Consider the following 23558-nt stretch of genomic DNA (forward strand, 5'->3'; position numbering starts at 1 on the left):
CGGACGGCGGGCGAAGCTGGCGTCTTTCGGTCGTGGCGGTTCGATTCCGCACCCGGGCGGCCACAGCGTGTGACAAACTTCGGCCAGGGATAAGGGGAGGGGGAGGGGTTGCTGCACGTCCAAGAGCTGGTGAAGGTCTACAGCCAACGCCGGGTGGTCGACACCGTGTCGTTCAGCCTGCGACCGGGCACGGTGACCGCGTTCCTCGGGCCGAACGGCGCCGGGAAATCGACCACGCTGCGGATGATCTGCGGCCTGACCACGCCGACGTCCGGCACCGCGACCATCGCCGGCCGCCGCTTCGGCGAGTGGCCCAACCCGGCGCACGTCGCGGGCGTGCTGCTCGACGCGTCCGCCGTGCACCCCGGCCGCACCGGCAGGCATCACCTGCGCAACGCCGCGAAACTGATGCGGCTGCCCGCCGCGCGGGTGGACCAGGTGCTCGGGCAGGTCGGCCTCTCCGACGCGGCGAACCGGCGGATCGGCAAGTACAGCCTCGGCATGCGGCAGCGGCTCGGCATCGCGCAGGCGCTGCTGTGCGATCCGCCGGTGCTGATCCTCGACGAACCGATCAACGGCCTCGACCCGGACGGCATCCGCTCCACCAGGCAGTTGCTGCGCGGGTACGCCCAGCGCGGCGGCACCGTGCTGCTGTCCAGCCACGTGCTGTCCGAAGTGGACCAGACCGCGGACCGCGTGGTGATGATCGGCCAGGGCCGCGTCGTAGCCGACGGTCCGCTGGAGAGCTTCGCCGGACCGGCCCGCACGCTCATCCGCACCGCCGACCTGCCCCGGCTGACCTCCGCGCTGCACAACGCCAGGCTCGAACTGCGCCAGACCAGCGCGGACGGGGTGTCCGTCGCCGCCCCGATGAAACAGGTGTCCGACCTCGCGTTCGCCGCCCGCGTGCAGGTACTGGAACTGCGCGAGGAACAGCAGAACCTGGAAGAGCTTTTCTTCCGGCTCACTGGAGGAGCCCGATGATCCCGGCGCAGGCGCCCGCGTGGCAGGCCCCGGCGCAGCGGCGCGCGTCGTTCGGCACCGTGGTGGGCGTCGAACTGCGGAAGATGACCGCGACGGTGGCGGACAAGATCCTGGTGATCTCGGCACCGATCCTGCTGGTGGCGCTGTCGCTGCTGTTCTTGCAGGGCGGACTGCGCGACTACACGCTCGACAAGCAACTGCTGCCGATATTCCTCACGATCCGGCTCGGCGCGGTGCTGATGAACGTCGTGCTCGTGAAGCTGATCGCCGCGGAATGGCATTACCGCAGCGCGCAGCCGACCCTGCTCGCCCAGCCGTCGCGGCTGCGCTACGTGCTCGCGCAGGCCACCATCGCGATCGGGGTCTGGCTGGTCACTTCAGGGCTGAACCTGCTGATGACCTTCACCTACTACCGAAGCCAGCTCGACGGATACGACACGCAGTTCCTGCTCGACGCCCGGCCGGGCGCGATGGTCGCGACGATTCTGCTCGGCGGGTTCTGCATGACCCTGCTCGCGGTCACCATCGGCTGGCTGATCCCCAACACCGCCGGATCGATCACCGCTTACGTCCTGCTGTCGCTGCTGTTCGTGTTCCTGCAGAGCGGCATCGACTACGCGGGATGGGTCGATCCGGCCGAACCCGCGCGGCAGCTCGCGGGGATCGCCAAGCACGGACCGGTCGCGCTGGCGACGTCGCTGGTGGTGTGGATCGGCCTGGCCGGGGTCGCGATCTGGCGGGCGGGCACACGAGAAGCGGCGTGACCGCGGGTCAGCCGGCCAGCGAGCCGCCGCCGGGGTCGACCGTGTTCAGGTAGTCCTCGGCGGCCTTCTGCGCGTCCGGGCAGAACAGCTGAGCGGTCTGGCGATCGACGTCGAGATTGTCGCCGGGGACCGGGCCCTTGCCTGCTTCGGTGCCGACCCGGACGGTGAGGACCTGCAGCGAACCGGTGTTCACCGCGACCACGCAGCCGTATCCCTGGAGCTGGGAAACCGCGTAGTAGCGGTCCAGCACCAGCATCCGGCGGAAGTGGTGGACGCTGTAGTCGTAGACCTTCCACCAGCCGGGCCACGGCTCCGGGATGCGCTGGTCCGGGTCCATCGAGCCGACCTCGACCTGCGTGCCCGCCGACCGCTTCATAACGCAGGCCTTGGCATACGGGTTGTACATCGGGGAACTGCCGCCGAGGGCGCCCAGCAACGCCGGGTTCTTCTCGAACTGCGAACAGTCGCCAGGGAACAGCTTCGGCCGGCTCGTGATGACCGGCAGCGTGTCGTAAGCGATCGAATCCGCCGGCAGCCGCGGCGCGGGTTTCCCCGGCGGCGGAGCAGGCGCGATGGCGCACCCGGAAAGCACTGCCGCCACTGCGACAATTACCGCGGTGATCGCTCGGTTACGCACGGAAAGCACAGTACCGGCCCGGGCACGCCGCCCGGGCCGGAACGAGCTTTTTCAGAGCACGATGTTGACCAGCCGGCCCGGCACCACGATCACCTTGCGCGGCGTCTTGTCGCCGACCAGCGCGGCGATCTTCTCGTCCGCCAGCGCGGTCGCCTGCACCGCGTCGTTCTTCGCGTCCGCGGGCACGGTGATCCGCGAACGGACCTTGCCGTTGACCTGAATCGGGTACTCGACCGAGTCCTCGACCAGGTACTTCTCGTCCACGACCGGGAACGGCCCGTGCACCAGCGAGTCCGCGTGGCCCATCCGGTGCCACAGCTCCTCGGCCACGTGCGGGGCCAGCGGAGCCAGCAGCAGCACCAGCGGTTCGGCCACCTCGCGCGGGGTTCCGGCGGCCGAGCCGTACGCCTTGGTCAGGTGGTTGTTCAGCTCGATCAGCTTCGCGCCGGCGGTGTTGAACCGCATCTCCGCGTAGTCCTCGCGGACCCCGGCGATGGTGCGGTGCAACAGTTTCCGGTCCGCCTCGGTCGCCTCGTCGGCCGAGACCCGCAGCTCGCCGGTCTGCTCGTCGACCAGCAGCCGCCACAGCCGCTGCAGGAACCGGTGCGCGCCGACGACGTCCTTGGTCGCCCACGGCCGCGACATGTCCAGCGGGCCCATCGACATCTCGTACACGCGGAAGGTGTCCGCGCCGTAGGTGTCCGACATTTCGTCCGGCGTCACGGCGTTCTTCAGGCTCTTGCCCATCTTGCCGTATTCCTGCTTGACCTCTTCGTCGCCGAAGAAGAACTTGCCGTCGCGCTCGACGACGTCCTCAGCAGGCACGTACACACCGCGCTTGTCGGTGTAGGCGAACGCCTCGATGTAACCCTGGTTGAACAGGCGGCGGTACGGCTCCTTCGAGGACACGTGGCCCAAGTCGTACAGCACCTTGTGCCAGAAGCGGGAGTACAGCAGGTGCAGCACCGCGTGCTCGACACCGCCGACGTACAGGTCGACACCGCCCGGGTCGTCCACGCCGTGCTCGGCCGGACGCGGGCCCAGCCAGTACGCCTCGTTCTCCGGCGCGCAGAACACGTCCTGGCTCGACGGGTCGACGTAGCGCAGCTGGTACCAGCAGGAACCGGCCCACTGCGGCATGACGTTGGTGTCGCGGCGGTACTTCTTCGGCCCGTCGCCCAGGTCCAGGGTGACCTCGACCCAGTCCTTCGCGCGCGACAGCGGCGGCGACGGCTCGGAGTCGGCGTCGTCCGGGTCGAAGGTCTTCGGCGAGTAGTCGTCGACCTCCGGCAGCACGACCGGCAGCTGGTCCTCGGGCAGCGCGATCGGCTGGTTGTTCTCGTCGTAGACGATCGGGAACGGCTCGCCCCAGTAGCGCTGGCGGGCGAACAGCCAGTCGCGCAGCTTGTACTGGACGGTGCCCTCGCCCGCGCCGCGGTCCTCCAGCCAGGCGATGATCGTCTTCTTGGCGTCGGCGACGCCCATGCCGTTCAGGTCGACGGTGTCGTTGGCGGAGTTGATCGCCGGGCCGTCGCCGGTGAACGCCTCGCCCTCGAAGCCCTCGCCGGGGTCGACCGTGCGGACGATCTCCAGCTCGAACTTCTTCGCGAAGTCGTAGTCGCGCTGGTCCTGCGCGGGCACCGCCATGATCGCGCCGGTGCCGTACCCCATCAGCACGTAATCGCCGACGAAGACCGGGATTTCCTTGCCATTGACCGGGTTCACCGCGTAGGTGCCAGTGAAGACGCCGGTCTTCTCCTTGTTCTCCTGCCGGTCCAGATCGGACTTGCGCGAGGCGGCGGCCCGGTAGGCGGCGATGGCCTCGGCGGGCGTCTTCGCGCCGCCGGTCCAGGTCTCCGGGTGCTCGCCCGGCCACTGCGCCGCGGTCAGCTTCTCGACCAGCGGGTGCTCCGGCGCGATCACCATGTAGGTGGCGCCGAACAGGGTGTCCGGACGGGTGGTGAAGACCTCGATCTTCTCGTCGCCCGCGGCGAACGAGACGCGCGCGCCCTGCGAGCGGCCGACCCAGTTGCGCTGCATGGACTTGACCTTCTCCGGCCAGTCCAGCAGGTCCAGGTCGTCGACCAGGCGGTCGGCGTACGCGGTGATCCGCATCATCCACTGGCGCAGGCTCTTGCGGAACACCGGGAAGTTGCCGCGGTCGCTGCGGCCGTCCGCGGTCACCTCCTCGTTCGCGACGACGGTGCCCAGGCCGGGGGCCCAGTTCACCGGAGCCTCGGAGATGTAGACCAGCCGGTGGTCGTCGATGATCTTGCGCTGCTCGACGGTGCTCAGCTCGACCCACGGACGGCCGTCCGGCGTCGCGCGCTCGCCCGCGGCGTACGCCTTCTCCAGCTCCTCGATCGGGCGCGCCTTGCGGGCGTCCTCGTCGTAGTAGGAGTTGAAGATCTGCAGGAAAATCCACTGGGTCCACTTGTAGTAGTCCGGGTCGATCGTCTCGATCGACCGGCGCTCGTCGTGGCCCAGCCCCAGCCGCTTCAACTGGCGGCGCATGGTGGCGATGTTCTGCTCGGTCGTGGTGCGCGGGTGCGTGCCGGTCTGCACCGCGTACTGCTCGGCGGGCAGGCCGAACGCGTCGTAGCCCAGCGTGTGCAGCACGTTCCGGCCGATCATCCGGTGGTAACGCGCGTAGACGTCGGTGCCGATGTAGCCCAGCGGGTGCCCGACGTGCAGGCCGGAGCCGGACGGGTACGGGAACATGTCCTGCACGAACAGCTTGTCCGAGGGCACCGGCTCGCCCGCCTCGGCGAGCGGACCGACCGGGTTCGGCGCGTGGTAGGTGCCGTGGTCGGACCAGTGGTCCTGCCAGCGCTGCTCAATCTGCCCGGCCAGCTCCGCGGTGTAGCGGAACGGCGGAGCGTGCTCAGCGTCCGCGGCGCTCTTCGCCGCGGCCCCGGTGGCCTCGTCAGACCCTGTCATCGCCGTCTTCCTCCGTGTCGAGCCACTCCCAGAAACAACTCGACCCCCCAAGCCAGAAGGCATGAGGGGTCGCCGCGCCGAGCCGGTCATCGGACCAGGTCAGCGCGGCAGGCCAAGGAGCAGCCGAGCCGTGTTCATGCACTCATCGTAACGCGCTGGTCAAAGCCGTTCCGACGGGACCGCCAAAGCGACGACCTGGGTGACTTGCGTCGCGGAGAAGTTGTTGTCGCTCACGAGCAGGAGACTGCGCTCCCCGGACGGCAGCGCCGGGCCCCAGGTCATCCCCTCAATGTTGTCCACAGTGGACAGCGGGAAGTCGGAAAGGTCGGCGAGCAGTCGCTTTTTCACCGGCTTGACGTGCTTGGCGGCAGTCAGGGACGGGGTGTTCAGGACGTTCGTCGCGCCGGTGGTGTCGATCTCGAAGATGCGCACTTTGTTGCCGACGCCGGTGACGAAGGACCGCTCCATCATCAGGAATTTCGTCGGATCGGCCTGGTTCACCGCGAGCATCGAGGACACCCCGGTGTCGGCGAACCCGGTGGCGGGCTTCGGCTCGGCGAAGAGCTTCTCCTGCGGGTACGCGTACTGCGCCAGCACGTGCCCGAACCGGCTCTGCAGGGTGATCCGCGACAACGCGCCCGACGTCGGCGTGGGCGGCGGGCCGTCCTGGAGCAGCGGGGCCTCGACCTCGCTGGCCAGCAGCGTGCCGAACCCCGTGTAGGCGAGACCTTCGAGAACGTAATTGCGGCGCGGACCGGCATCCGGCTTCATCCGCTCGTTGGCGGGCAGCGGCAGGTCGCGGACGTAGTGCCCGTCGCGGGTGGCCTCGCGGATCGACGGCTGGATCAGGTGCTGGTCAGCGAGCCGGTCACCCTCCTGCGACCAGGTGTAATGCCCGGTCCACGGGTCGACGCGCAGTTCCTCGGGGTCGATCGTCTGCTCGTTCTGCGGAGCGGCCGGATCGTTCTTCGCGAGCGGCGGGTACGGCGTGCTGTCCGGACGCAGCAGGGGATGCGTGCCGGTGAAGGTGACCGGTCCCACACCCTCGGCGCTGACGTCGAACTTCGCGGTGTAGAAGCGGGCCGGGTTGATCGCGGACCGGTCGTCGCTGATGAAGACGTAACCGCCGGTGCGCGGATCGAAGTCGATCGACGACAACCCGCCGACCGTCGTGCCCTGGAACTGCAGGTTGTGCGGCACCCGCTGCTCGCCGAGCAGCCGGACCGGCCGCGGCGCGGCGTCGGCCGTTCCAGGAATGAGCAAGGACAGCGTGACGATCCCGGCGGCGGCGAGCAGCCGGTGTCGCGTGGACGAAGACATGGCCCGTAGCACAGCCGACGAGGGTATCCGGGACATGGCCGCGAGGTCACGCTTATCGGTTTGTTACCGCCGCCAGAGGGGATACGAATCCCAGCGGTCGGGGACTCCCATCACTGCGGGGCTCAGCCCAGAGTCGCTCGGGAAGGTACGTACGACTGCCGGCAGCACCCGCATGCTCGCGCCCACTGTGCACGAGCTCAAGTGCTGCATGAGCGTGAGCATCGCGAAAGTGGTCCCTTTCGCGGAAGCGATCACGTCGAAGGACTTATCGCGTTCACCTTGCGGAAGCTTCGGCGTGAGCGAGTAGTAGCGGTTGTAGAACCGGCCGTGATGCGCACAGACATTGCGGACGATGTTCAGAGCGAGCAGCCACGACTTCAGTTGCGGCGGGCTGATCCGGAATCGTTGTGCGACCTGTTCTCGCACGCTGAGCGGGGCAAAGCTGTACAGGTAGGAGAGACTTCCCCAGTCGAGAACGTCCGTCGCGACCCAAATCGGAACGACACCACCTCGCTTCTCTCGGTGGTGGACGATGAACTCGCTCGCGCGAGTCAGCGATCTTGCGATCAAGCTTCTCAAGCCACCTCGGATACGCCCCAGGCTGGTCGATCGACAGCAGTTCGCGTTTCCGGTGGATCATCGGATCCACCGCACCCAGCGAGTACGCCAGCAAGGCACGAAGATATGTCTCGACGTGCTGGATGGCGGCGAAGGTCGTCGAGCGGAGCCGATGATCGAACTCCCACAATGCGCGCACTTGCGAGATCGATGTCCCAGGGGAGAACTGATCCGCACGGCTGCCGTCGGATGCTGGCAGCCGGAAGAGGTAGGAGTACCCGCTCAAGGTGCAGTAGCCAGCACGTTCCAGAAGCGCCAGCGCCGCAGCGTCGTCGTCGATGCGCATACCGCGCTCTTTGAGCAGGTCAAGTTGCCTCTCGTAAGTGCAATGCGGCTTGGGTTCCATGCGCTGGATCGCTACTCCCCCTGAAAACGAAAAGACCGGCCCTGGACCCCGAGGGGCGGAACCGGTCGTGATGATCTGATACTACCACGCCGAACAGGCAACCGTGGGCGAGTGCGCAAGGCACGGACCTGCATCACCCGGACGAAGACATGGCCCGTAGCACAGCCGACGAGGGTATCCGGGACATGACCGCGAGGTCACGCTTATCCTCAAGAGGTGTTCGCTATCGCGCTCGTCCCGATCGTCCTTGGTGTCGTCGTCGGCTGGGGTGGTTTCCTCGGCGTGCGCGGACGGCTGAGCAGGGCAAGCGGGGCCGGAGTCCGGACCGAAGCCTCGATGCGCAGCGAAGAGGCCTTCAAGCTCGCCAACCGGGTCGCCGGAATCCCGACCCTGGCCGGCGGCGCGGCCGCGGTCGTCTGCGGACTGGCCGGCCTCGCGATCCCCGCCACGGCCGGCCTGGTGGCCGCCGCGATCGTCGGACTGCTCGGTTTGCTGGTGATGGTGGTCGCCGGAGCCCGGATGGGCGCCCGAGCCGCATTGACCGTCCCCGCCCCTGTTCAGGCCCCGGCCGGCTGCAGCGGCTGCGCGTGCGGCGCGGGCGGTTGCGGAGTCCTGCAGAAGTCCAGCGAGGCCTAATTCCGCTGCAAATCGCCGGGGTGAGTGGCCAGCAACGCGAGCGGCACCCCCTGGCGGCGCAGCACCTGCCCCCAGAGGTCACGGCTGGGCGGCGCGAGAATGTCGCTGGGCAACGCGGGGACGATCACCCAATCCTCGCGCTCGATCTCACCCGCGAGCTGCCCTGAATCCCACCCGGCGTAACCCGCGAACACGCGCACGCCCCGCACCTTGGGCACGAGCACTTCAGGATCACTGTCCAGATCGACGAGCGCGACCGGCCCCCGCACCGCGACCACCCCCGGAACGCTGGAAGCGGACTCCCCAGTCCGCAACGCGGCGAGACAAAGCGCGGTCTTCTTGTCGACCGGCCCGCCGACGAAGACCGACTGAGGTTCTGCGACGTGCGCGCCCCACCCCGGCAGGACGTCGTTCACCGGAACATCAGACGGCCGGTTCAAGACCACCCCGAGCGTGCCCTCCGCCCGATGATCGATCACGAACACCACGGTCCGCTTGAAGTTCGGGTCGAACATCGTGGGTGCGGCGACCAGGAGCGTTCCCGGTTCAACCTCGGCGTCCGCTGGCACGCCACCCATGATCCCATCACCCGCCGCGGGAAATCCTCCCGGCACGGGAACACCAGCACCACGCGCCTCGTTGGGAACAATGAGCCGGCGCACTCGTGTCCCCCGGGCTCACTGAAGAACCGCCTTTGTGGAATACCGGTCCGGCCGGAGCCACACTGCGCCAAGCCGCCGAGAGGCGAAACGAGTGCGCCGGTGTTCTCTCCTCCTGTTCGGTGCTTCGCACCTTCCCGCTTACACCGGCGCCGAGTACCCGGGGGCCGAGCCCCCGGACCCCCGCGGTGCCTTTGGTGCGGTTTTCGGGGTGGTCGGGGGCAGAGCCCCCTTTGGCTTTCAAGGTGGGCGGGGTTTGGTTGCTTCGTGCGGCCTTGCTTGGGTGGCGATCTTTTCGCGCTTCGCGCGCCTCGCGCGGCCTTGCCTGGGCGGCCATCCTTCCGCGCTGCGCGCACCTCGCGCTGCCTTGCCTGCGCGGCAGTCTTTCGCGCCTCGCTCAGCCCACGGCCTCGTCTGCGCGGAAATCTTTCCGCGCTTCACTCACCCGCGCGGCAACCTTTCTCCCCCCCCTCGCTCACCCCGCGCCGCCTTGCCTGCGCGGCAACCTTTCCGCGCCTCGCGCACCCCGCGCCGCCTCGCCTGCGGGGGCGCTTTTTCCGCGCTTCACTTACCTGCGCGGCCTTGCCTGCGCGGTGTCCTTCTGCCCTTCAGTCGGCTGCGGACGCGGTCTGCAGTGCGGTTTCGTCCTGCGGTGCGTGCTTCCTGCGCTTCGCGCTCCGGGCTCTCTCAGATTTGTGGTGCTTGGTCCGTAGGGCCTTCCCGGCGCGAGAGGGCGCTGTCTCTGCGTTCTCTCTGTGCCGCGTAGTCCAGGTTCTGGGCGACTTCGGGCGCTCGGGGTTGGGGTGTCTCGTTTTTCGGGTTTTGTCAGGGGGTCTCGGTAGGGTTGCGGGGTGAAGGTGGGGGAGCGGCGGCTGGGTTGGCAGCTGGTTCGGGATCCGTTGTTTCGGCGGTTGCTGTTCACGCGGTTCGCGGCTCAGTGGGGGGACGGCGTTTTCCGGGCCGGGTTGGCTGGGGCCGTTTTGTTCAATCCCGAGCGGGCGACGGATCCGCTGGCCATTGCCGAGGGGTTTGCGGCCTTGCTGCTCCCGTATTCGCTGGTGGGGCCGTTCGCGGGGGCGTTGCTCGATCGGTGGGACCGGCGGCGGGTGCTTGTTTTCGCGAATCTCGTGCGGGCGCTGGCGATCGTGGCGTCCGTTCTCGCGGTCGGGGCTGGGGTCGGCGGGATCGGGTTGTTTTCGCTTGCGTTGCTGGCTGAGGGGGTCAGCCGGTTCATCGGGTCTGGCTTGTCTGCCGCGTTGCCGCACATCGTGGAGCCCAAGGCGGTCGTTTCCGCGAACGCAGTGGCGGCGACGCTCGGGTCGGCGATCGCGGTCGTCGGGGGCGGGTGTGCGATCGGGTTGCGGGCGGTGTTCGGGTCGGGCGACATCGGGTCGGCCGAGACCACGGCGTTCGCGGCGGTCGGGGCGTTGTTGTCGGCCGTTCTCGCGCATCGGTTCGCGAAGGGAGTCCTGGGGCCGACGGTCGTGGACGAGCCGACTAATCCCGTGGTGGCGGTGGCGCGGGGGCTCGCGGACGGTGCCCGGCACGCGTGGCGGGCGCCCAGTGTCACGGCTGGGTTCGTCGCGTTGTTCGCGCATCGCGCCGCGTACGGGATTTCGTTGCTGGTCAGCGTGTTGCTGATGCGCAATTACTTCACTGACGACGGGATCTTCCGCGCCGGATTGCCCGGGCTTGGGCAGTTGGTCGCGTGTGCGGGAGCGGGAATTCTCGTCGCGGGCCTGGTGACGGCGAGGCTGATCCGCTCGCTCGGACGGCTTCGGACGGTTCTCGGGTCGCTGCTCATCTCAGCGGTCACGCAGGCCGCTCTCGGGTTGCCGATGGTGCTGCCGTTGGCGGTGGTCGCGTCGTTCCTGATCATGGGGACCGGGCAGGTGCTGAAGCTGTCCGTCGATTCCTCGGTACAGCTCGATGTCGCGGACGAGGCTCGCGGGCGCGTCTTCGCCCTCTACGACACCCTGTTCAACATCACCCAGGTGGTGGCAGTCTCGATCGCGGCGGCCTTCGTCAAGGACAACGGGTACTCGCCGGAGCTGATGGTCGTCGCGACCGTGCTCTATCTGCTGGGCGGGGCCGGATATCTGCTGGCCCGCCGACGCCGTGGCGATTCGCTGCCGCAAACCGTTGAAGCCAAACGGGGGTAGTAACTCACCGTCTGGCATTAGGGTGACTTGTGACCCGGTCGAGTTAATCTCGGCACGCGCAACCGACACGAGGGGCCACCGTGAGCACCATCGGCGACGACCGTGCCCGTCTCGACGCCGCTCCAGCTGTCCTGACCTCGCCCGACGGGCTCGTCCGCGCGACCGCCGGGCCGGCAGGCACGCTCGGCCGGCTCGAATTCGCCCCGGACGCCTTCGAACGGACGACGCCCGCGCAGCTCGCGTTGACCGTCCAGACTCTCGTGCAGCACCTGGCCGACGCACCCGAACCGCAGCACACGTCCTCGATGCCTGCCCCGCGGCCGACTCCGCGCCGCGTCCGTCCGCGCGGAACCGTTCCGCAGAACCGCCGCCGCGGGTCCTGATGTCGTCCGCTCCGGACGAAATGATTCACGTGGAACCAACGAGTACCGGTCAGCAGGCGCTCGTCGAGATCGGCCGGCTGGTCAAGGCGCACCGGGCCGATCCGGACGCGGCGGCCGGGATCGGGTTCGCCCAGCTCGGCGACCATTTCGAGGTGCAGGCGCGCAATACCGTCGCCAGCACGGAGGTCGTCCAGCGGCTCACCGCATTGCGGGCTGAGATGTATCAGGAGGGGCGCGGCACCTGGATTCAGGCGCGCTACGTGCTCACCCCGGACGGCGCGTTCGAGTTCGAATATTTCACCGACGGCGAGCCCCCGTGGACGACGCCGCCCGATTCGTCCGCCTACCTCGCCGAACTCACCACCTTCCCCCGCGACGACGAGCACCTTCCCGACTGGTGGCGGCTGCACGTCGGCCTGCCGCTCGGCCTCGAATTCCGGCACGCCACCGCCGGGACCGGCGAACCGCTGTCGGAGGAAGAACTGCCGCTCGTCCTGCGATACCTCGAACGCGAGGCTGAGGTCGGCGAAAGACACCGCACCGACGGCACCTGGATTTGGCCGCTCGAGGTGGCCGAGCGCCTAAGAGAACACGGTGCCGCGCCCGAGCCGGAACTGCTCCAGCACATCCGTGACCTGGGCTTTCACCCGCCGTACGTCGAGCATCTGGTGCGCCGCACGGCGGAAGCCGATCTTGCCGGGAAGCCCCGTCCGCGCCCGACTCCGGACGACGTCCAGCGCACCGCAGGAGACATCGCGGCCGAGCGGGAAACCAACCCGGACCCGGTCCTGTCCGCCGACGAACTGCTGGCCCACCTCGGCCACCGGCTCGATTCCTTCGGCATCTGGCGCGACGTCCGCTGCCTCGGCGGCCGGGAAGCCGGAAAATGGAGCCTCTACCAGGTCAAAGCCGGTTGGACAGTCGTCGCGCCGGACGGCCGCGAACAGACCTTCGCCCGCCTCGAAGACGCCGCCCAGCAGCTGCTCGGCGCACTGCTGCTGCATCCCGCCCGCGCGACCGGCGGCCGCGAAACCCCGCTGGAAACCGCGCGGGAGGTCGCCGACTGGCCGGTCCAGCCCGTGCCGGGTGACCCTCCCCTCACGCTGCTGCGGAACAAGAGACTCACTCGGTTGGCGGAAGGTACCGTCGTTCTGCGATTCGGCGAAGAACCCGGCAACCTGGTCCACCACCAGGCGGTACGGTTCGCGACGACGTCCCTGCCACTCGAACGGGAGCGCATGACCAGCACTTTTCGCCTCCGAAGATCACTCCACGTGATCACTGGGGTGACGGTGCCCTGGGCGAACCTTCCCGGCGGCGCCGTGGCGTACGTCTTGCCCAAGCCGATCGCGGAGCACGAGTCCGACGGAAGCCTGGAGAGGATCGAGTAGGTGGAAGCGGCGGAAGCGGTAGACAAGGTCGGGAAGTGGTTGCGCGCCGTGCACGGCCCCGAGGTCTCCGGGCCGGGCGGCCTCCGGGTCGACCACGACCGCGTGCTGCGGGTCCCCGAAGGCTGGTCGATCCCCTACAACACCGTCGCGTTCCTCGACGACGGCCGTCCGGACAAGGAACTCTTCCCCGCCCCGTCGGTGCTCGTGCGCGAGCCGGACGGCGAGCTGCGCCAGGCGCATCCGCATCCGGGCGGGCTCAGCACCCCAGTCGCGTACCCGGGCCAGGAGAGCTGGCGCGAGGTCGTCGACCCGGAGTACGCGAAGGCCGGGCTGGGCGAACTCGGCGTGCCGCTTCCCGCGGTCGCGGGCTGGGTGAAGGTCGACAACGACGGCCACCAGACCGGTGACGAGCGCGAGAACCCGGAGTACAAGGCCGGTCCGATTCGCCGCGGCTATCCGAAGCCGGAAAACCCGCTGGAAACCCTCCTCGCTTTCGCGAGCGTCGGCTGGCTTTCGCGCGAACAGCTGCTGATCGGCCTGCTGCGCTGCGAAGTCTTCGTGCCGTTCGATCTCAAAACCGGCGCGACCGACCGTTTCTACTTCTCCGAAGAACGCAACGAGCTGCGCGTCTTCAGCTCGACCCGGCATCTGCCCGCCCGCGAGCACGCCTGGTGGCGGGTCGACTTAGCGACACTCGCCGAGTTCGAGCACCCGCCGAACCTGGTGATCAACGGCGGTCCGGCGACGTTCGAGGACGTCGCGGGCGCCGAGCTGACCGCGATCGCGAAACGGTTCCCGCGCCACGAGCCGCGGGTCGACGAGAACGGCCGCTGCCCGGAGATCGAAGAAGACCTGGAGAAGTTCGCCGTCGAAACCGCCGCCCGGATCGGGCTGGAGAAGCCGGTCGACGTGCCGAAGGCGGCCGCGGAACGCGCGCGGCGGCACGGGTTCGAGCTGACCGCCGACGAATGCCGCAAGACCGTCCTCGGCCGGTCGTGGCTGCGCCGGTTCGAACAGCCGGAGCCGAGCCGCTCGCGGCCGAACGACTTGCGCGCCAACGGTCTCGTGCCGTCCTGGGACAACGACGGCCGGATCGTCCCGAGGCTCGACACGTTCGGCAAGTACCCCGAGACGAGCCTGGAGAACTTCCGCTACGGCTGGCAGCGGGTCGTCGGCGCGTGGGTCGGGTTCGCGCTCGGCGAGGCGCTCGGGTCGGCCGTCGACCGGATGCGGCTGGACGAGATCGTCTCGACCTACGGTCCGGACGGCGTCCGCGAACTGCCGCTCGCGTTCGATCAGCCGGGCCGGATCGGCTCGATGACGCAGCGGCTGCTTTTCCTCACCGAGGCGGTGATCCGCAGCCCGCATCGCGAACAGCCGGAGTCGCGTGACGTCGAGAAGCTGTTCCCCAGCGTGGTCCGCGGCGCGCTCGGCCGCTGGCTGCACACACAGGGCGCGGCGATCCAGAACGCCGACGGTTTCCTGGTCAAGGTGCCCGAACTGCACGCCCGCCGCGCCATCGACGACGCCGAGCTCAATGCGTACCACGCGCTGGTCACCGGCGATCCGCAAGCCGCGCCGCTGTCGGGCCCGGCCGCGCTGGTCGGCGCACTGCCCGCGGTGCTGACCGCGGCCGGTCCGGGCACCGGGTTCAGCGGCGGCATCGGCCAGGTCGTGCGCGATCTGGCCGGCGTGACGCACCAGCCGGACGACGTGGCTGCCTCTACGTACCTGGCGTGGGTGTTCGAAAAGGCGCTTACGAAAGATTCATTCAGCTACCCGGTGTGGAACCTCTCCCGCGAAGTCCTCGAGGAGCACGACGGTCCGGAGTGGGGACCGGTGCGCGACTTGATCGCCGAGGCGGTGCCGTTCTTCGGCGAACACGGCCTGCCTGACCTGCGGATGCCGGAGCTGATCGGCGACGGGCACAGCACGCTGTCCGTCCTCGGCCGCTCGTTCGCCGCGCTGTCCGGGTTCGAGAACTACCCGGAACAGGCGATGCTGCGCGCGGTGAACCACTCCGGCCGCAGCGCGCTCACCGGCGCGTTGACCGGTGCGCTGCTCGGCGCGCGGGTGGGTGTCCCCGGGCTGCCCCGGAAGTGGGTCGAGCAGCTTGAACTGCACCACCTGATCGAACAGGTGGCGACCGACGCGCTGTGGCATTTCGACCGCCATTCGGCGCGGAACGCACTCGGCGACGCCTGGGTTCAGCGCTACCCACGGCACTGATCGGTCACCCGAGCAGGTATTTGTGGGCGCATATTCTCCCGTCTCCGGTGACCGATGGTCGGGTCGTGACACGGTCAGATAGGTTCGTTGCGGCTACACGGGGGACTTCGGGGAGGAACCAGACGTGCGGTACCGGGTGGAATCGGGAGAACGCCCAGACGGCCTGTACGCGACGCTCGACGATCGCACTTTCGCGGCACAACGCTCCACCACCGACGGCACGCTGCTGCTGACCGTCATCGGTGACGAGGAAGCGCCCGAGGGCTTCGACCGCGAGCACGAGGGCAAGCCGGCCAGAGTCGTACTCGCGAACGAGGTGCCCGCGACGTTCGACCTGCGCACCTACGTCGAATACGACGACGAGCTGTTCGAGGTCGCGCCGGGGGACCAGGCGAATCTGACCCTGCGCTGGACGCGGCACGATCCGGCGCGCGCCGCGCAGCTCGGGCTCACCGATTTCTCGGTGACCGTCCCGGGCAAGCAGCTCACCGGGCTGTGGCTGACCCGGCACGACTACGGCGAGCCGAAGGCCGAGACCGAGGGCGGCGACCAGACGCGGATCCTGCGCGGGATCGGCCGCACGCTGCGCCAGGTGCCCGGCGGGTGGACGCGGGTCGCGGCGCAGTTCCGGCAGGTCGGCGACTACTCCGAGCTGGAGGTCCGCGCGGTCGGCGACGAGAACGGCCCGGTTTCGGTGTCGCTGCCCGGCACGCCGCAGCTGAGCACGCTGTTCACCCAGCTGCGCGCGGCGATGTACCAGCCGGAAAGCGGCACCTGGTTCCAAGGCACCTTCACGCTCGACGCCGATTCGCAGTTCGATTTCGACTTCGACGCCGACCAGGAGCCGGATTGGCGGCTGCCGCCCAACGACGGCGGCGAGCCCGCCCGCGAGTCCTACCTCGTCGAGCTGACCCGTTTCCCCAGGCCGGACAAGCACCTGCCGGACTGGCTCGGCGCGAAGGCCGGGCTCCCCCTGACCGTCGGATTCCGCCAGGCGCGGCCGGTCGACGCGCACAACGAGGGCGAACGGCCCGTGGTGAACCGGCCGCCGGTGCCGCCGGACCAGGTGCGCGGCGTGCTCGACTACCTGTTCCGCTCGCCGGTCGTACTGCACCGGCCGGTCCCGCAGCCGGACATCTTCGCGCCCGGCGCGCCGCCGGACGTGCCACAGGCCTTCCACACCGACGGCACCTGGATCTGGCCCGCCGCCGTGCCGCACTACCTGCGCAAATACGGTGTTCCGCCGGAGCCGGAGCTGGTCGAGCACATCCGCGCCGCCGGATTCCGCCCGCCGATCGTGCGCGATCTGGTCCGCGCGACCGCCGAGGCCGACGTGCTCGGCAAACCGCGTCCCGGGCGTACCGAGGCCGACCTCCCGGACGACAGTTCGCTCGCCCGCGCGATCCGCGGCGAACAGACCCATGCGCTGCGCGGTGCCGAGACTTTGGCGCTGCTGCAGCAACGGCTTGTCGAGCACGGCGTGCCGTCGTCGGCGTACCGGATCGGCGCGGACGAGGTGCCCGCCGAGGGCGTGTGGACGTTGCGCCGCACGGAAAACGGCTGGGAGGTGTCGCGTCCGCCCGCGGTGGAGCCGGTGGCGTTCGCCAACCTCGCCGACGCGGCCCGATTCCTTCTCGGCACGCTGCTGATGCTGCCGCCACAGGCCCCTGAGGAATCCGATCAGCCCGCGGACTGGCCGATTCTGCCGATGCGCGGCGAACCGCCGTTGTCGTTCTTCCGCGGCAAGCGGATCGTCGCGCTGCCCGCCGGCACGACGGTGGTCCGGTTCGGCCCCGAGGTCGGGAACCTGGTGCACGCGAATTCGGTGCGGTTCCTCGAAACCTCGCTGACGCCGGACCGCGAACGCGACCGGCACGAGTACCGCGTGCAGCGCACGATCCGGGTGCTGACCGGCGTCACCACGCCGTGGGGCCAGCAGCCTGGCGGCGCCACGGCGTACCTGCTGCCGCGGCCGATCGCGCAGCACTTGGAGCAGGGAACGCTATCCCGGCTGTGAAGCCGTGATCAGCACGGCGGGCGACCACCAGTAGTCCGCGAGCGGTTCCACGGTCACGTCGGCGAACCCGGCGGCTTCGAGCTGCCGGGTCCACTGCGCGGCCGGATGTTCCCAGTTCGTGCGAGCCTCCCCGGCGGCGACGCCGAGCAGCACGGGCAGCAGGAATCCTTGCGCCACCAGGGAAGCCTGCTCGCCGTATTCGGCGACGCCGCGTTCGTACCGCTGCGCGAGCGACTCCAGGTCGGCAGTGTCTGGCACGTCGAATTCGGCCAGCACCAACCGTTCCGTCCGCGGCCGCAGTGCGCTCAGTACCTCGGCCCGGGCGGCAGGTTCGATCGACTGCAGCGCGAACGTCGACTGCGTGAGGTTCCACGTGGAACCATCGGCGGCGAGAAAATCCTGCGCGGTCAACGAAAACCGGCGCGCACCAGGGACTTCGACGTCCGCGAGCAGCGCCTCCGACGGCTCCACGAGGTCGATCCGCTCCGGCCGGAAGGAGGCCAGCGCCAACGCCGGTTCGATCGCCAACCCGTCGCCGCATCCCAGATCCAGCAACGCGGCCGGACGCCAGGAGTCGTACCGCGCAGCCAGTTCTTCGCTCAACCGCCGGTACAACTCGACGTTCCCGCCTCCGCGAATGAACGCCGTGAACGCGGCGGGCTGGTCGTAAACCGGACCGCTCGACCCGCCCGCGAGATATGTCGCCAGCTCAGCACCCAGCGGAGTTTTAGCCTCGGCAGCAAGCGCTCCCGCCCGCTCGGCATCGCCGTCCCGATACGCCGCCAGCGCACCGGCCACCCCGCTCACAGCGGCACCCACAACGTCACCCTCGTTCCGCTTCCCGGACTTGATTCGACCAGCGAAGTCCCGCCGACCTCGGACAACCGCGCGGTGATCGACTCGCTGATCCCGAACCCGGCAGGCCGATCCTGCGGGCTGAACCCGGTGCCGTGGTCCCGCGTGATCACCGCGATGCCGCCGTTGCGTTCCTCCACGCGGACCACGACCTTGTCCGTCTCCGCGTGCTTCATCGTGTTGCGCATGGCTTCCCGCACCGCGTCGCGGATCGCGATCTGCCGGACCTCCGACAGCGTGTCGTTGTCCAGCTCAGCGATCACCAGCTGCGCGCGCAGACCGTCGCGCGCCATCTCCGCGGCCAGCGCCGCGAGCTTCTCGCCGAGCGGCCGCGCGCCCTCCTCAGCCCGCTGCGCGGCGGCGGTCTCGATCGTCTGCCGCAGCTCGATCGCCTGCGCACGGGCCAGCCGCTGCACCTCGACCAGCCGCTGATCCGAATCGCCCGGACCGCCGAGCGCGATCGCCTCCAGCGTCTGCAACACCGTGTCGTGCAGCATCCGGTGCTGCCGCGCGCGTTCGGCGAGCCGCCCGTTGCGGATCCCGTAAGCCAGCGCCAGCCGGATCCCGAGCCCGAGCAGGATCAGCGCACCGACTGCGGTGAACAGGACGCCGAACATCGTCGGGTACAGCGACGCGGCCTGCTCGAAATCGAACGTGCCGTGGTTGAGCAGATCCGACAGCAGCCGCACCGGCAGGCTGAGCACCGCCAGCCCGATCCCGGACGGGATGCCGACGGCAAGCGTGAGCAGCGCGACGCTGCCGAGCAGGTGTTTGTCCGCGACGCCGACCGCGTCGTGGAACACGGCGGGCGACACCGTCGCGCCCATGAACAGCTCGAAGGTGAGCGTGGCCACGAGGTCGACCAGCAGCAGCCGCCCCGCGAGATCGCTGCGGAACGGGGCCCGGCGCATCATCCAGAACAGGCCGAACGCACTCAGCGCGACCGAGAACACGGTGACGATCGCGACCGACGCCAGCCCAGCCGAACCGTGCTTGACCGCGTACGAGGTGAACGTCGCGGGCACCACCAGCAGCCGGTAGACGAGCGGAACCAGCACCACGTAGCGGGCCGCGCGCAACAGCAACCCGTCGCGGTTGCGTTCGTCGACCGGACCAGCCATCCGCGAGATCCGCTGCAGCGCGCGCACCGGGGTCGGATCGGCGATCTCGTCGGTCAGCCCGGTCGTCGCGGTGGCCAGCGCGGGCGTGCCGCGGCGCAGCAACATGACGAGAAAACTGGCACCGCGCCGATCCCCGTCGTGCTGCCGCGTCATCGATCCCCCTGTTCGGTTCGAGACAGGGAGTATCTCGGCTGCCCCGGTCGATGATCCAGAGGCCAAAGGGGGATCGTGGCGAACCTGCGATCCCGAATTCACTTCTTGGGACTATTCGCCCGAACCGAGCCCCTCGGCCTTCGCCCACTTCTTGAGTTCGGCGACCGCCTCGTCGTGATCGAGCGGCCCGCGGTCGAGGCGCAGTTCCTTGAGGAACTTCCAGGCCCGGCCGACGTCCGGACCCGGCGGGAGGCCGAGCAGGCGCATGATCTCGTTGCCGTCGAGGTCCGGCCGGACGCGGTCGAGGTCCTCCTGCTCCTTGATCCGCGCGATGCGGGCCTCGAGGTCGTCATACGTCGCCTGCAGCGCGGCCGCCTTGCGCTTGTTGCGCGTGGTCGAATCGGCGCGGACGAGCTTGTGCAGCCGGGTCAGCAGGTCGCCGGCGTCGGTGACGTAGCGGCGGACCGCCGAATCGGTCCACTCGCCGCCGCCGTACCCGTGAAACCGCAGGTGGAGGAACACGAGCTGGGAGACCTGCTCGATGATCTCCTTCGAGTACTTCAGCGCGCGCAAACGTTTGCGGGTCATCCGCGCGCCGACCACCTCGTGGTGGTGGAAGCTCACGCCGCCGCCGGGGGTGAACTCGCGGGTGGCCGGCTTGCCGATGTCGTGCAGCAGCGCGGCCAGCCGCAGCACCAGATCCGGCTCGCTCGTCGGCTCGTGCGATTTCTCGAGCGCGATCGCCTGCGCGAGCACGGTGAGCGAATGCTGGTAGACGTCCTTGTGCTGGTGGTGCTCGTCGATCGCCAGCCGCATGCCGGGCAGTTCGGGCAGCACCCGGTCGGCCAGCCCGGTGTCGACCAGCAGCTCCAGGCCCGGCCGCGGATCCGGGGCGAGCATCAGCTTCGACAGCTCGGTCTGCACCCGCTCGGCGGTGATCCGGTCGATCTCCTCGGACATCGACGTCATCGCCTCGACCACCCGCGGCGCGGCGACGAAGCCGAGCTGCGCGGAGAACCGGGCGGCGCGCATCATCCGCAGCGGGTCGTCGGCGAACGACTCCTGCGGCAGCGCCGGGGTGTCGAGCACCTTCAGCCGCAGCGCGTCCATCCCGTCGTGCGGGTCGATGAACGTCTTCCCGACCAGGTCGATCGCCATCGCGTTGACCGTGAAATCGCGGCGCAGCAGATCGCCCTCGATGGTGTCGCCGAAGGTGACCTCGGGGTTGCGGCCGACGCGGTCGTAGCTGTCCGCGCGGAACGTGGTGATCTCGAGCGTCGTGCCGTTTTTGGTGACGCCGACGGTGCCGAACGCGATGCCGACGTCCCAGACCGCGTCGCCCCATTCGCTCACGATCTGCAGCACCCGGTCCGGGCGCGCGTCCGTGGTGAAGTCGAGATCGTTCGACAGCCTGCCGAGCAGCGCGTCTCGCACGCTGCCGCCGACCAGGTACAAGCTGTGGCCGGCGCGCGCGAAGCGCTCGGCCAGCTCGTCGGCAAGCGGGGACACTCGCATCAATTCCGTCACCGCGTTCTGCTGGGCGACCAGGTTGTTCACTCGAATCCCACCACGAAAATGGCGCCGCTACCGCGGACGCCGCCGGACACGGACACGGAGAGCCAGAGTACCCGGGCGGCCGTTTGCTCTAGCATCGCAGCATGTCTGGATCTGCCGGTCGCGCCGGACCGCCGACGCCGCGCCGGCGGCGACGGCGCCACCGCGGCAGGCGGCTGACCACGGTCGACGAGACCTCGGCCGGCGGACTGGTCGTCGACCCGGAGCGGGAACGCGCGGTGCTGATCGGGCGGCTCGACCGACACGGCAGACTGCTGTGGTCGTTGCCGAAGGGCCACATCGAGGACGGGGAGACGGTGGAGCAGACCGCGGTGCGCGAGGTGAAGGAGGAAACCGGCATCTCCGCGCGCGTGCTGCACCCGCTGGGCACCATCGACTACTGGTTCGTCGCGCAGCAGCGGCGGGTGCACAAGACCGTGCACCATTTCCTGCTCGAGGCCACCGGCGGCGACCTGTCGGACGAGGACGTCGAGGTGACCGAGGTCGCCTGGGTCCCGCTGGCCGAGCTGGAGACCACCCTCGCCTATGCGGACGAGCGCAAGCTGGTTCGCGGGGCAGCAGAACTTTTCGCGCCCGACGAGCGCGGCTGAGAGGGAGCACCCGAGTGAAGCGGCCCGCCGCCTTCTTGCTGTCCTTGCTGATCGTCGCCGCCACCGCGTTGTTCGGTGCGCCGGCGGGCGCGCAGGAGAATCCGTCGCCGGAACCCGCCCGGCTGCGGCTCGACCTCGGCCAACTGGCCCCGCGCCTGATCACCAGCTCGGACCAGGCGATCACGGTGACCGGGACGGTGACCAACACCGGGTCCCGGCGGATCGTCAAGCCGATGGCCCGGCTGCAGATCGGCGAACGGCTGGCCAGCCCGCGCGCGATGGATTCGGTGCTCGCCGGGAACCCGGTCCAGGACACCCCGCTGACCGATTTCGCGCTGCTCGCCGAGGACCTGGAGCCGGGGCAGAGCGCCCGGCTGGACATCACGGTGCCGCTCACCGGGCCGCGCGGCGCTGCGCTGCGGCCGGGCGTATACCCGCTGCTGGTGAACGTGAACGGCACGCCGGAGTACGGCGGCCCGGCCCGGCTCGCCGCGGTGAGCTTGCTCATGCCGGTGCTGTCGACTCCGGGCCACGCGAACAACCAGGCGACGCAGCGGCATTCGAAGCTGGCCGTGCTGTGGCCGATCACCGACAGCACTCCGCACATCCAATCCGCGCCGTTCGGCGTGCCGATGACGCTCACCGACGATTCGCTCGCCGACGAGCTGAGCCCGGGCGGACGGCTGTATTCCCTGGTCTCGGCGGCGCGGGCGGCGCAGGAGAACAACCAGAAGATCGGCGGTTCGCTCTGCTTCGCCCTCGATCCCGACCTGCTGCGCACCGTGGACGCGATGCGCGGCGGCTACCGGGTCAGCGGCGGAGTGACGGGCAAGGGCGCGGACGCCGCGTCGAACTGGCTGGCGTCGCTGCGCGCACTGGTCACCGGCCGCTGCGTGATCCCGCTGCCGTTCGCCGACGCCGACCTCACCACTCTGGGCAAGATCCGCGGCGCTGACGGCAATCCCGACGCCGGCCTCATGACCACGGCGCTGAACGGCACCGCGACGATCCGCCAGGTGCTCGGCGTCGAATCGCAAACCGGCGTGCTGTGGCCAGGCGGAACACCGGACGACAAGGCGCTGGCGGCGATTTCGGCGGGCGGCTTCCAGACCGTCCTCACCGACAGCGCGAAGCTGCAGGCCGGCGGTGACGACGAAACCGTCACGGGCGCGGCGACGCTTTCCGCCGGCCTGCGCGCGCAGCCGACCAACTCGATGGCCACCGCCGGTCTCACCGGATTCGCGCCGAGCCCGCAGACGCCGACCACCTTCAGCGGAGCGTCGCAGCGCGCGGTCTCCACGCAGAACGGGCTCGCCGCGATCGCGTTCGAAGCCGGGCTCGGCCGTACCGACGGTTCGACCGGCGGACCGATGCTCATCGCGCCGCCGCGGCGCTGGGACGCCACCACCGAGGAGCTCAACACCTTCCTGTCCGGGCTCGGCAAGCTCACCACCGCGGGCGTAACGGCCGGGTCGACGCTCACCGACCTGCTGAGCAGCACCCCCGAAGGCAGCGCTTCGCTGGTCTCCGGCACCCGTTCGGACAGCGGCGCGGCGGTCGCCGACCAGCTGTCCGGCCTCGACCAGGACGGTGCGGGCCTGTTGTCCGCGATGCAGGTGGACCCCAGGAACCGGGTCGAGCCGAAGGCGATCGTCGGACCGGTGCGCGACGCGCTGGTCCGCGGCAGTTCGACCGCGTTCGGGCCGTCGGGGGCGTCCTCGTCCGCCTCGGCGAACGCGACCGCCGAACTCGCCGCGATCCGCGATCAGGTGACCGTCGAACAGCCGAAGCAAACGATTGCGCTCGCGTCCGGGTCCTCGCCGCTGCCGGTGTACGTGCACAACGACCTGCCGGTCGGCGTCACGGCGCAGATCGCGCTCAAGAACACCATGGGCATCCGGCCCGAGAAGGCCAAGGACCTGCTTTTCCCGGCGAAGGGCGGGCAGACCCGATACGTGCAGATCGAGGCGCTGCGGGCCGGGCACCTGTCGGTCGATGTGTCGTTGACCACCCCATCGGGCACGGATCTCGGCGCGACCGCCCGGTTCGAGCTGACCTCGACCGAATACGGCCCGATCACCATCATCGTCACCGTCGCCGCTGGTTGCGCACTGTTGCTGCTGGCGTCCCGGCGGATCTACCGGCGGATCAAGGAAAGCCGAGGCGGCACGCCCTGAC

At 69.4% G+C, this 23558-nt stretch carries 18 protein-coding genes and 1 pseudogene; 10 read left to right on the forward strand and 9 right to left on the reverse strand.

The window, feature by feature from the left end:
- Positions 1–108 precede the first annotated feature (108 nt).
- The gene (locus tag ACWDNU_RS12830; protein ID WP_370932798.1) at positions 109–984 is read left to right on the forward strand and encodes an ABC transporter ATP-binding protein; all 876 of its coding nucleotides are present in this window, start codon (positions 109–111) and stop codon (positions 982–984) included.
- Positions 981–1748 (forward strand): hypothetical protein, encoded by a 768-nt coding sequence (locus ACWDNU_RS12835; protein ID WP_449668935.1) that lies wholly within the window; start codon positions 981–983, stop codon positions 1746–1748. Before ACWDNU_RS12830 ends, ACWDNU_RS12835 begins: the two co-directional genes overlap by 4 nt.
- A 7-nt stretch (positions 1749–1755) precedes the next feature.
- Here ACWDNU_RS12835 and ACWDNU_RS12840 read toward each other — a convergent pair whose 3' ends face one another.
- The 5 genes and pseudogenes from ACWDNU_RS12840 to ACWDNU_RS12860 all read right to left on the reverse strand — a co-directional run.
- Positions 1756–2385, reverse strand: coding sequence for a hypothetical protein (locus tag ACWDNU_RS12840; RefSeq protein WP_449668936.1), 630 nt, complete (start codon positions 2383–2385; stop codon positions 1756–1758).
- 51 nt (positions 2386–2436) lie between these two features.
- A complete protein-coding gene (leuS, locus tag ACWDNU_RS12845) occupies positions 2437–5325 on the reverse strand; it encodes a leucine--tRNA ligase (RefSeq protein WP_449668937.1) in 2889 nt (962 codons plus the stop codon).
- 159 nt (positions 5326–5484) lie between these two features.
- The gene (locus tag ACWDNU_RS12850; protein WP_449668938.1) at positions 5485–6645 is read right to left on the reverse strand and encodes an esterase-like activity of phytase family protein; all 1161 of its coding nucleotides are present in this window, start codon (positions 6643–6645) and stop codon (positions 5485–5487) included.
- Between the two features lie 63 nt (positions 6646–6708).
- Positions 6709–7224 carry an Abi family protein gene (locus ACWDNU_RS12855; protein WP_449668939.1) on the reverse strand — a complete coding sequence of 172 codons (516 nt, stop codon included), beginning with the start codon at positions 7222–7224 and terminating at the stop codon, positions 6709–6711.
- 22 nt (positions 7225–7246) lie between these two features.
- Positions 7247–7609, reverse strand: a pseudogene (locus ACWDNU_RS12860) (Abi family protein); the annotation flags it as partial.
- Positions 7610–7825: 216 nt separating this feature from the next.
- On the opposite strand from ACWDNU_RS12860, the gene ACWDNU_RS12865 reads away from it, so the two are divergent.
- The gene (locus ACWDNU_RS12865) at positions 7826–8245 is read left to right on the forward strand and encodes an SdpI family protein (RefSeq protein WP_370932789.1); all 420 of its coding nucleotides are present in this window, start codon (positions 7826–7828) and stop codon (positions 8243–8245) included.
- Here the strand turns inward: ACWDNU_RS12865 and ACWDNU_RS12870 are convergent.
- Positions 8242–8823: a YqgE/AlgH family protein gene (locus ACWDNU_RS12870; protein ID WP_354735848.1), complete on the reverse strand. Its 582-nt coding sequence runs from the start codon at positions 8821–8823 to the stop codon at positions 8242–8244. The genes ACWDNU_RS12865 and ACWDNU_RS12870 overlap by 4 nt on opposite strands.
- Positions 8824–9755: 932 nt before the next feature.
- Here ACWDNU_RS12870 and ACWDNU_RS12875 point away from each other — a divergent pair.
- From ACWDNU_RS12875 to ACWDNU_RS12895, 5 genes are all read left to right on the forward strand, one after another.
- On the forward strand, positions 9756–11066 hold the full coding sequence (locus ACWDNU_RS12875; RefSeq protein ID WP_449668940.1) for an MFS transporter: 1311 nt from the start codon (positions 9756–9758) through the stop codon (positions 11064–11066).
- Between the two features lie 80 nt (positions 11067–11146).
- On the forward strand, positions 11147–11449 hold the full coding sequence (locus tag ACWDNU_RS12880) for a hypothetical protein (protein WP_354735851.1): 303 nt from the start codon (positions 11147–11149) through the stop codon (positions 11447–11449).
- A gap of 20 nt (positions 11450–11469) precedes the next feature.
- The gene (locus ACWDNU_RS12885) at positions 11470–12840 is read left to right on the forward strand and encodes a glycohydrolase toxin TNT-related protein (RefSeq protein WP_449668941.1); all 1371 of its coding nucleotides are present in this window, start codon (positions 11470–11472) and stop codon (positions 12838–12840) included.
- Entirely contained in the window at positions 12841–15069 is a 2229-nt protein-coding gene (locus ACWDNU_RS12890) for an ADP-ribosylglycohydrolase family protein (RefSeq protein ID WP_370932782.1), read from the forward strand.
- A gap of 124 nt (positions 15070–15193) precedes the next feature.
- On the forward strand, positions 15194–17086 hold the full coding sequence (locus ACWDNU_RS12895) for a TNT domain-containing protein (protein WP_449668942.1): 1893 nt from the start codon (positions 15194–15196) through the stop codon (positions 17084–17086).
- On the opposite strand, the gene ACWDNU_RS12900 is transcribed toward ACWDNU_RS12895, so the two are convergent.
- From ACWDNU_RS12900 to ACWDNU_RS12910, 3 genes are all read right to left on the reverse strand, one after another.
- On the reverse strand, positions 17072–17905 hold the full coding sequence (locus ACWDNU_RS12900; protein ID WP_449668943.1) for a class I SAM-dependent methyltransferase: 834 nt from the start codon (positions 17903–17905) through the stop codon (positions 17072–17074). The two genes, ACWDNU_RS12895 and ACWDNU_RS12900, sit on opposite strands and share 15 nt — an antisense overlap.
- Complete coding sequence (locus ACWDNU_RS12905; protein WP_370932777.1) at positions 17890–19215, reverse strand: sensor histidine kinase; 1326 nt, start codon at positions 19213–19215, stop codon at positions 17890–17892. The genes ACWDNU_RS12900 and ACWDNU_RS12905 overlap by 16 nt, the downstream gene beginning before the upstream one ends.
- A 111-nt stretch (positions 19216–19326) precedes the next feature.
- The gene (locus tag ACWDNU_RS12910; RefSeq protein WP_449668944.1) at positions 19327–20772 is read right to left on the reverse strand and encodes a CCA tRNA nucleotidyltransferase; all 1446 of its coding nucleotides are present in this window, start codon (positions 20770–20772) and stop codon (positions 19327–19329) included.
- 101 nt (positions 20773–20873) lie between these two features.
- Here ACWDNU_RS12910 and ACWDNU_RS12915 point away from each other — a divergent pair, with 101 nt between their 5' ends.
- Both ACWDNU_RS12915 and ACWDNU_RS12920 read left to right on the forward strand, forming a co-directional pair.
- On the forward strand, positions 20874–21380 hold the full coding sequence (locus tag ACWDNU_RS12915; RefSeq protein ID WP_370932774.1) for an NUDIX hydrolase: 507 nt from the start codon (positions 20874–20876) through the stop codon (positions 21378–21380).
- Positions 21381–21394: 14 nt separating this feature from the next.
- The gene (locus tag ACWDNU_RS12920) at positions 21395–23557 is read left to right on the forward strand and encodes a DUF6049 family protein (protein ID WP_449668945.1); all 2163 of its coding nucleotides are present in this window, start codon (positions 21395–21397) and stop codon (positions 23555–23557) included.
- Position 23558: the final 1 nt, after the last annotated feature.

Source organism: Amycolatopsis sp. NPDC003676, from assembly GCF_053587275.1.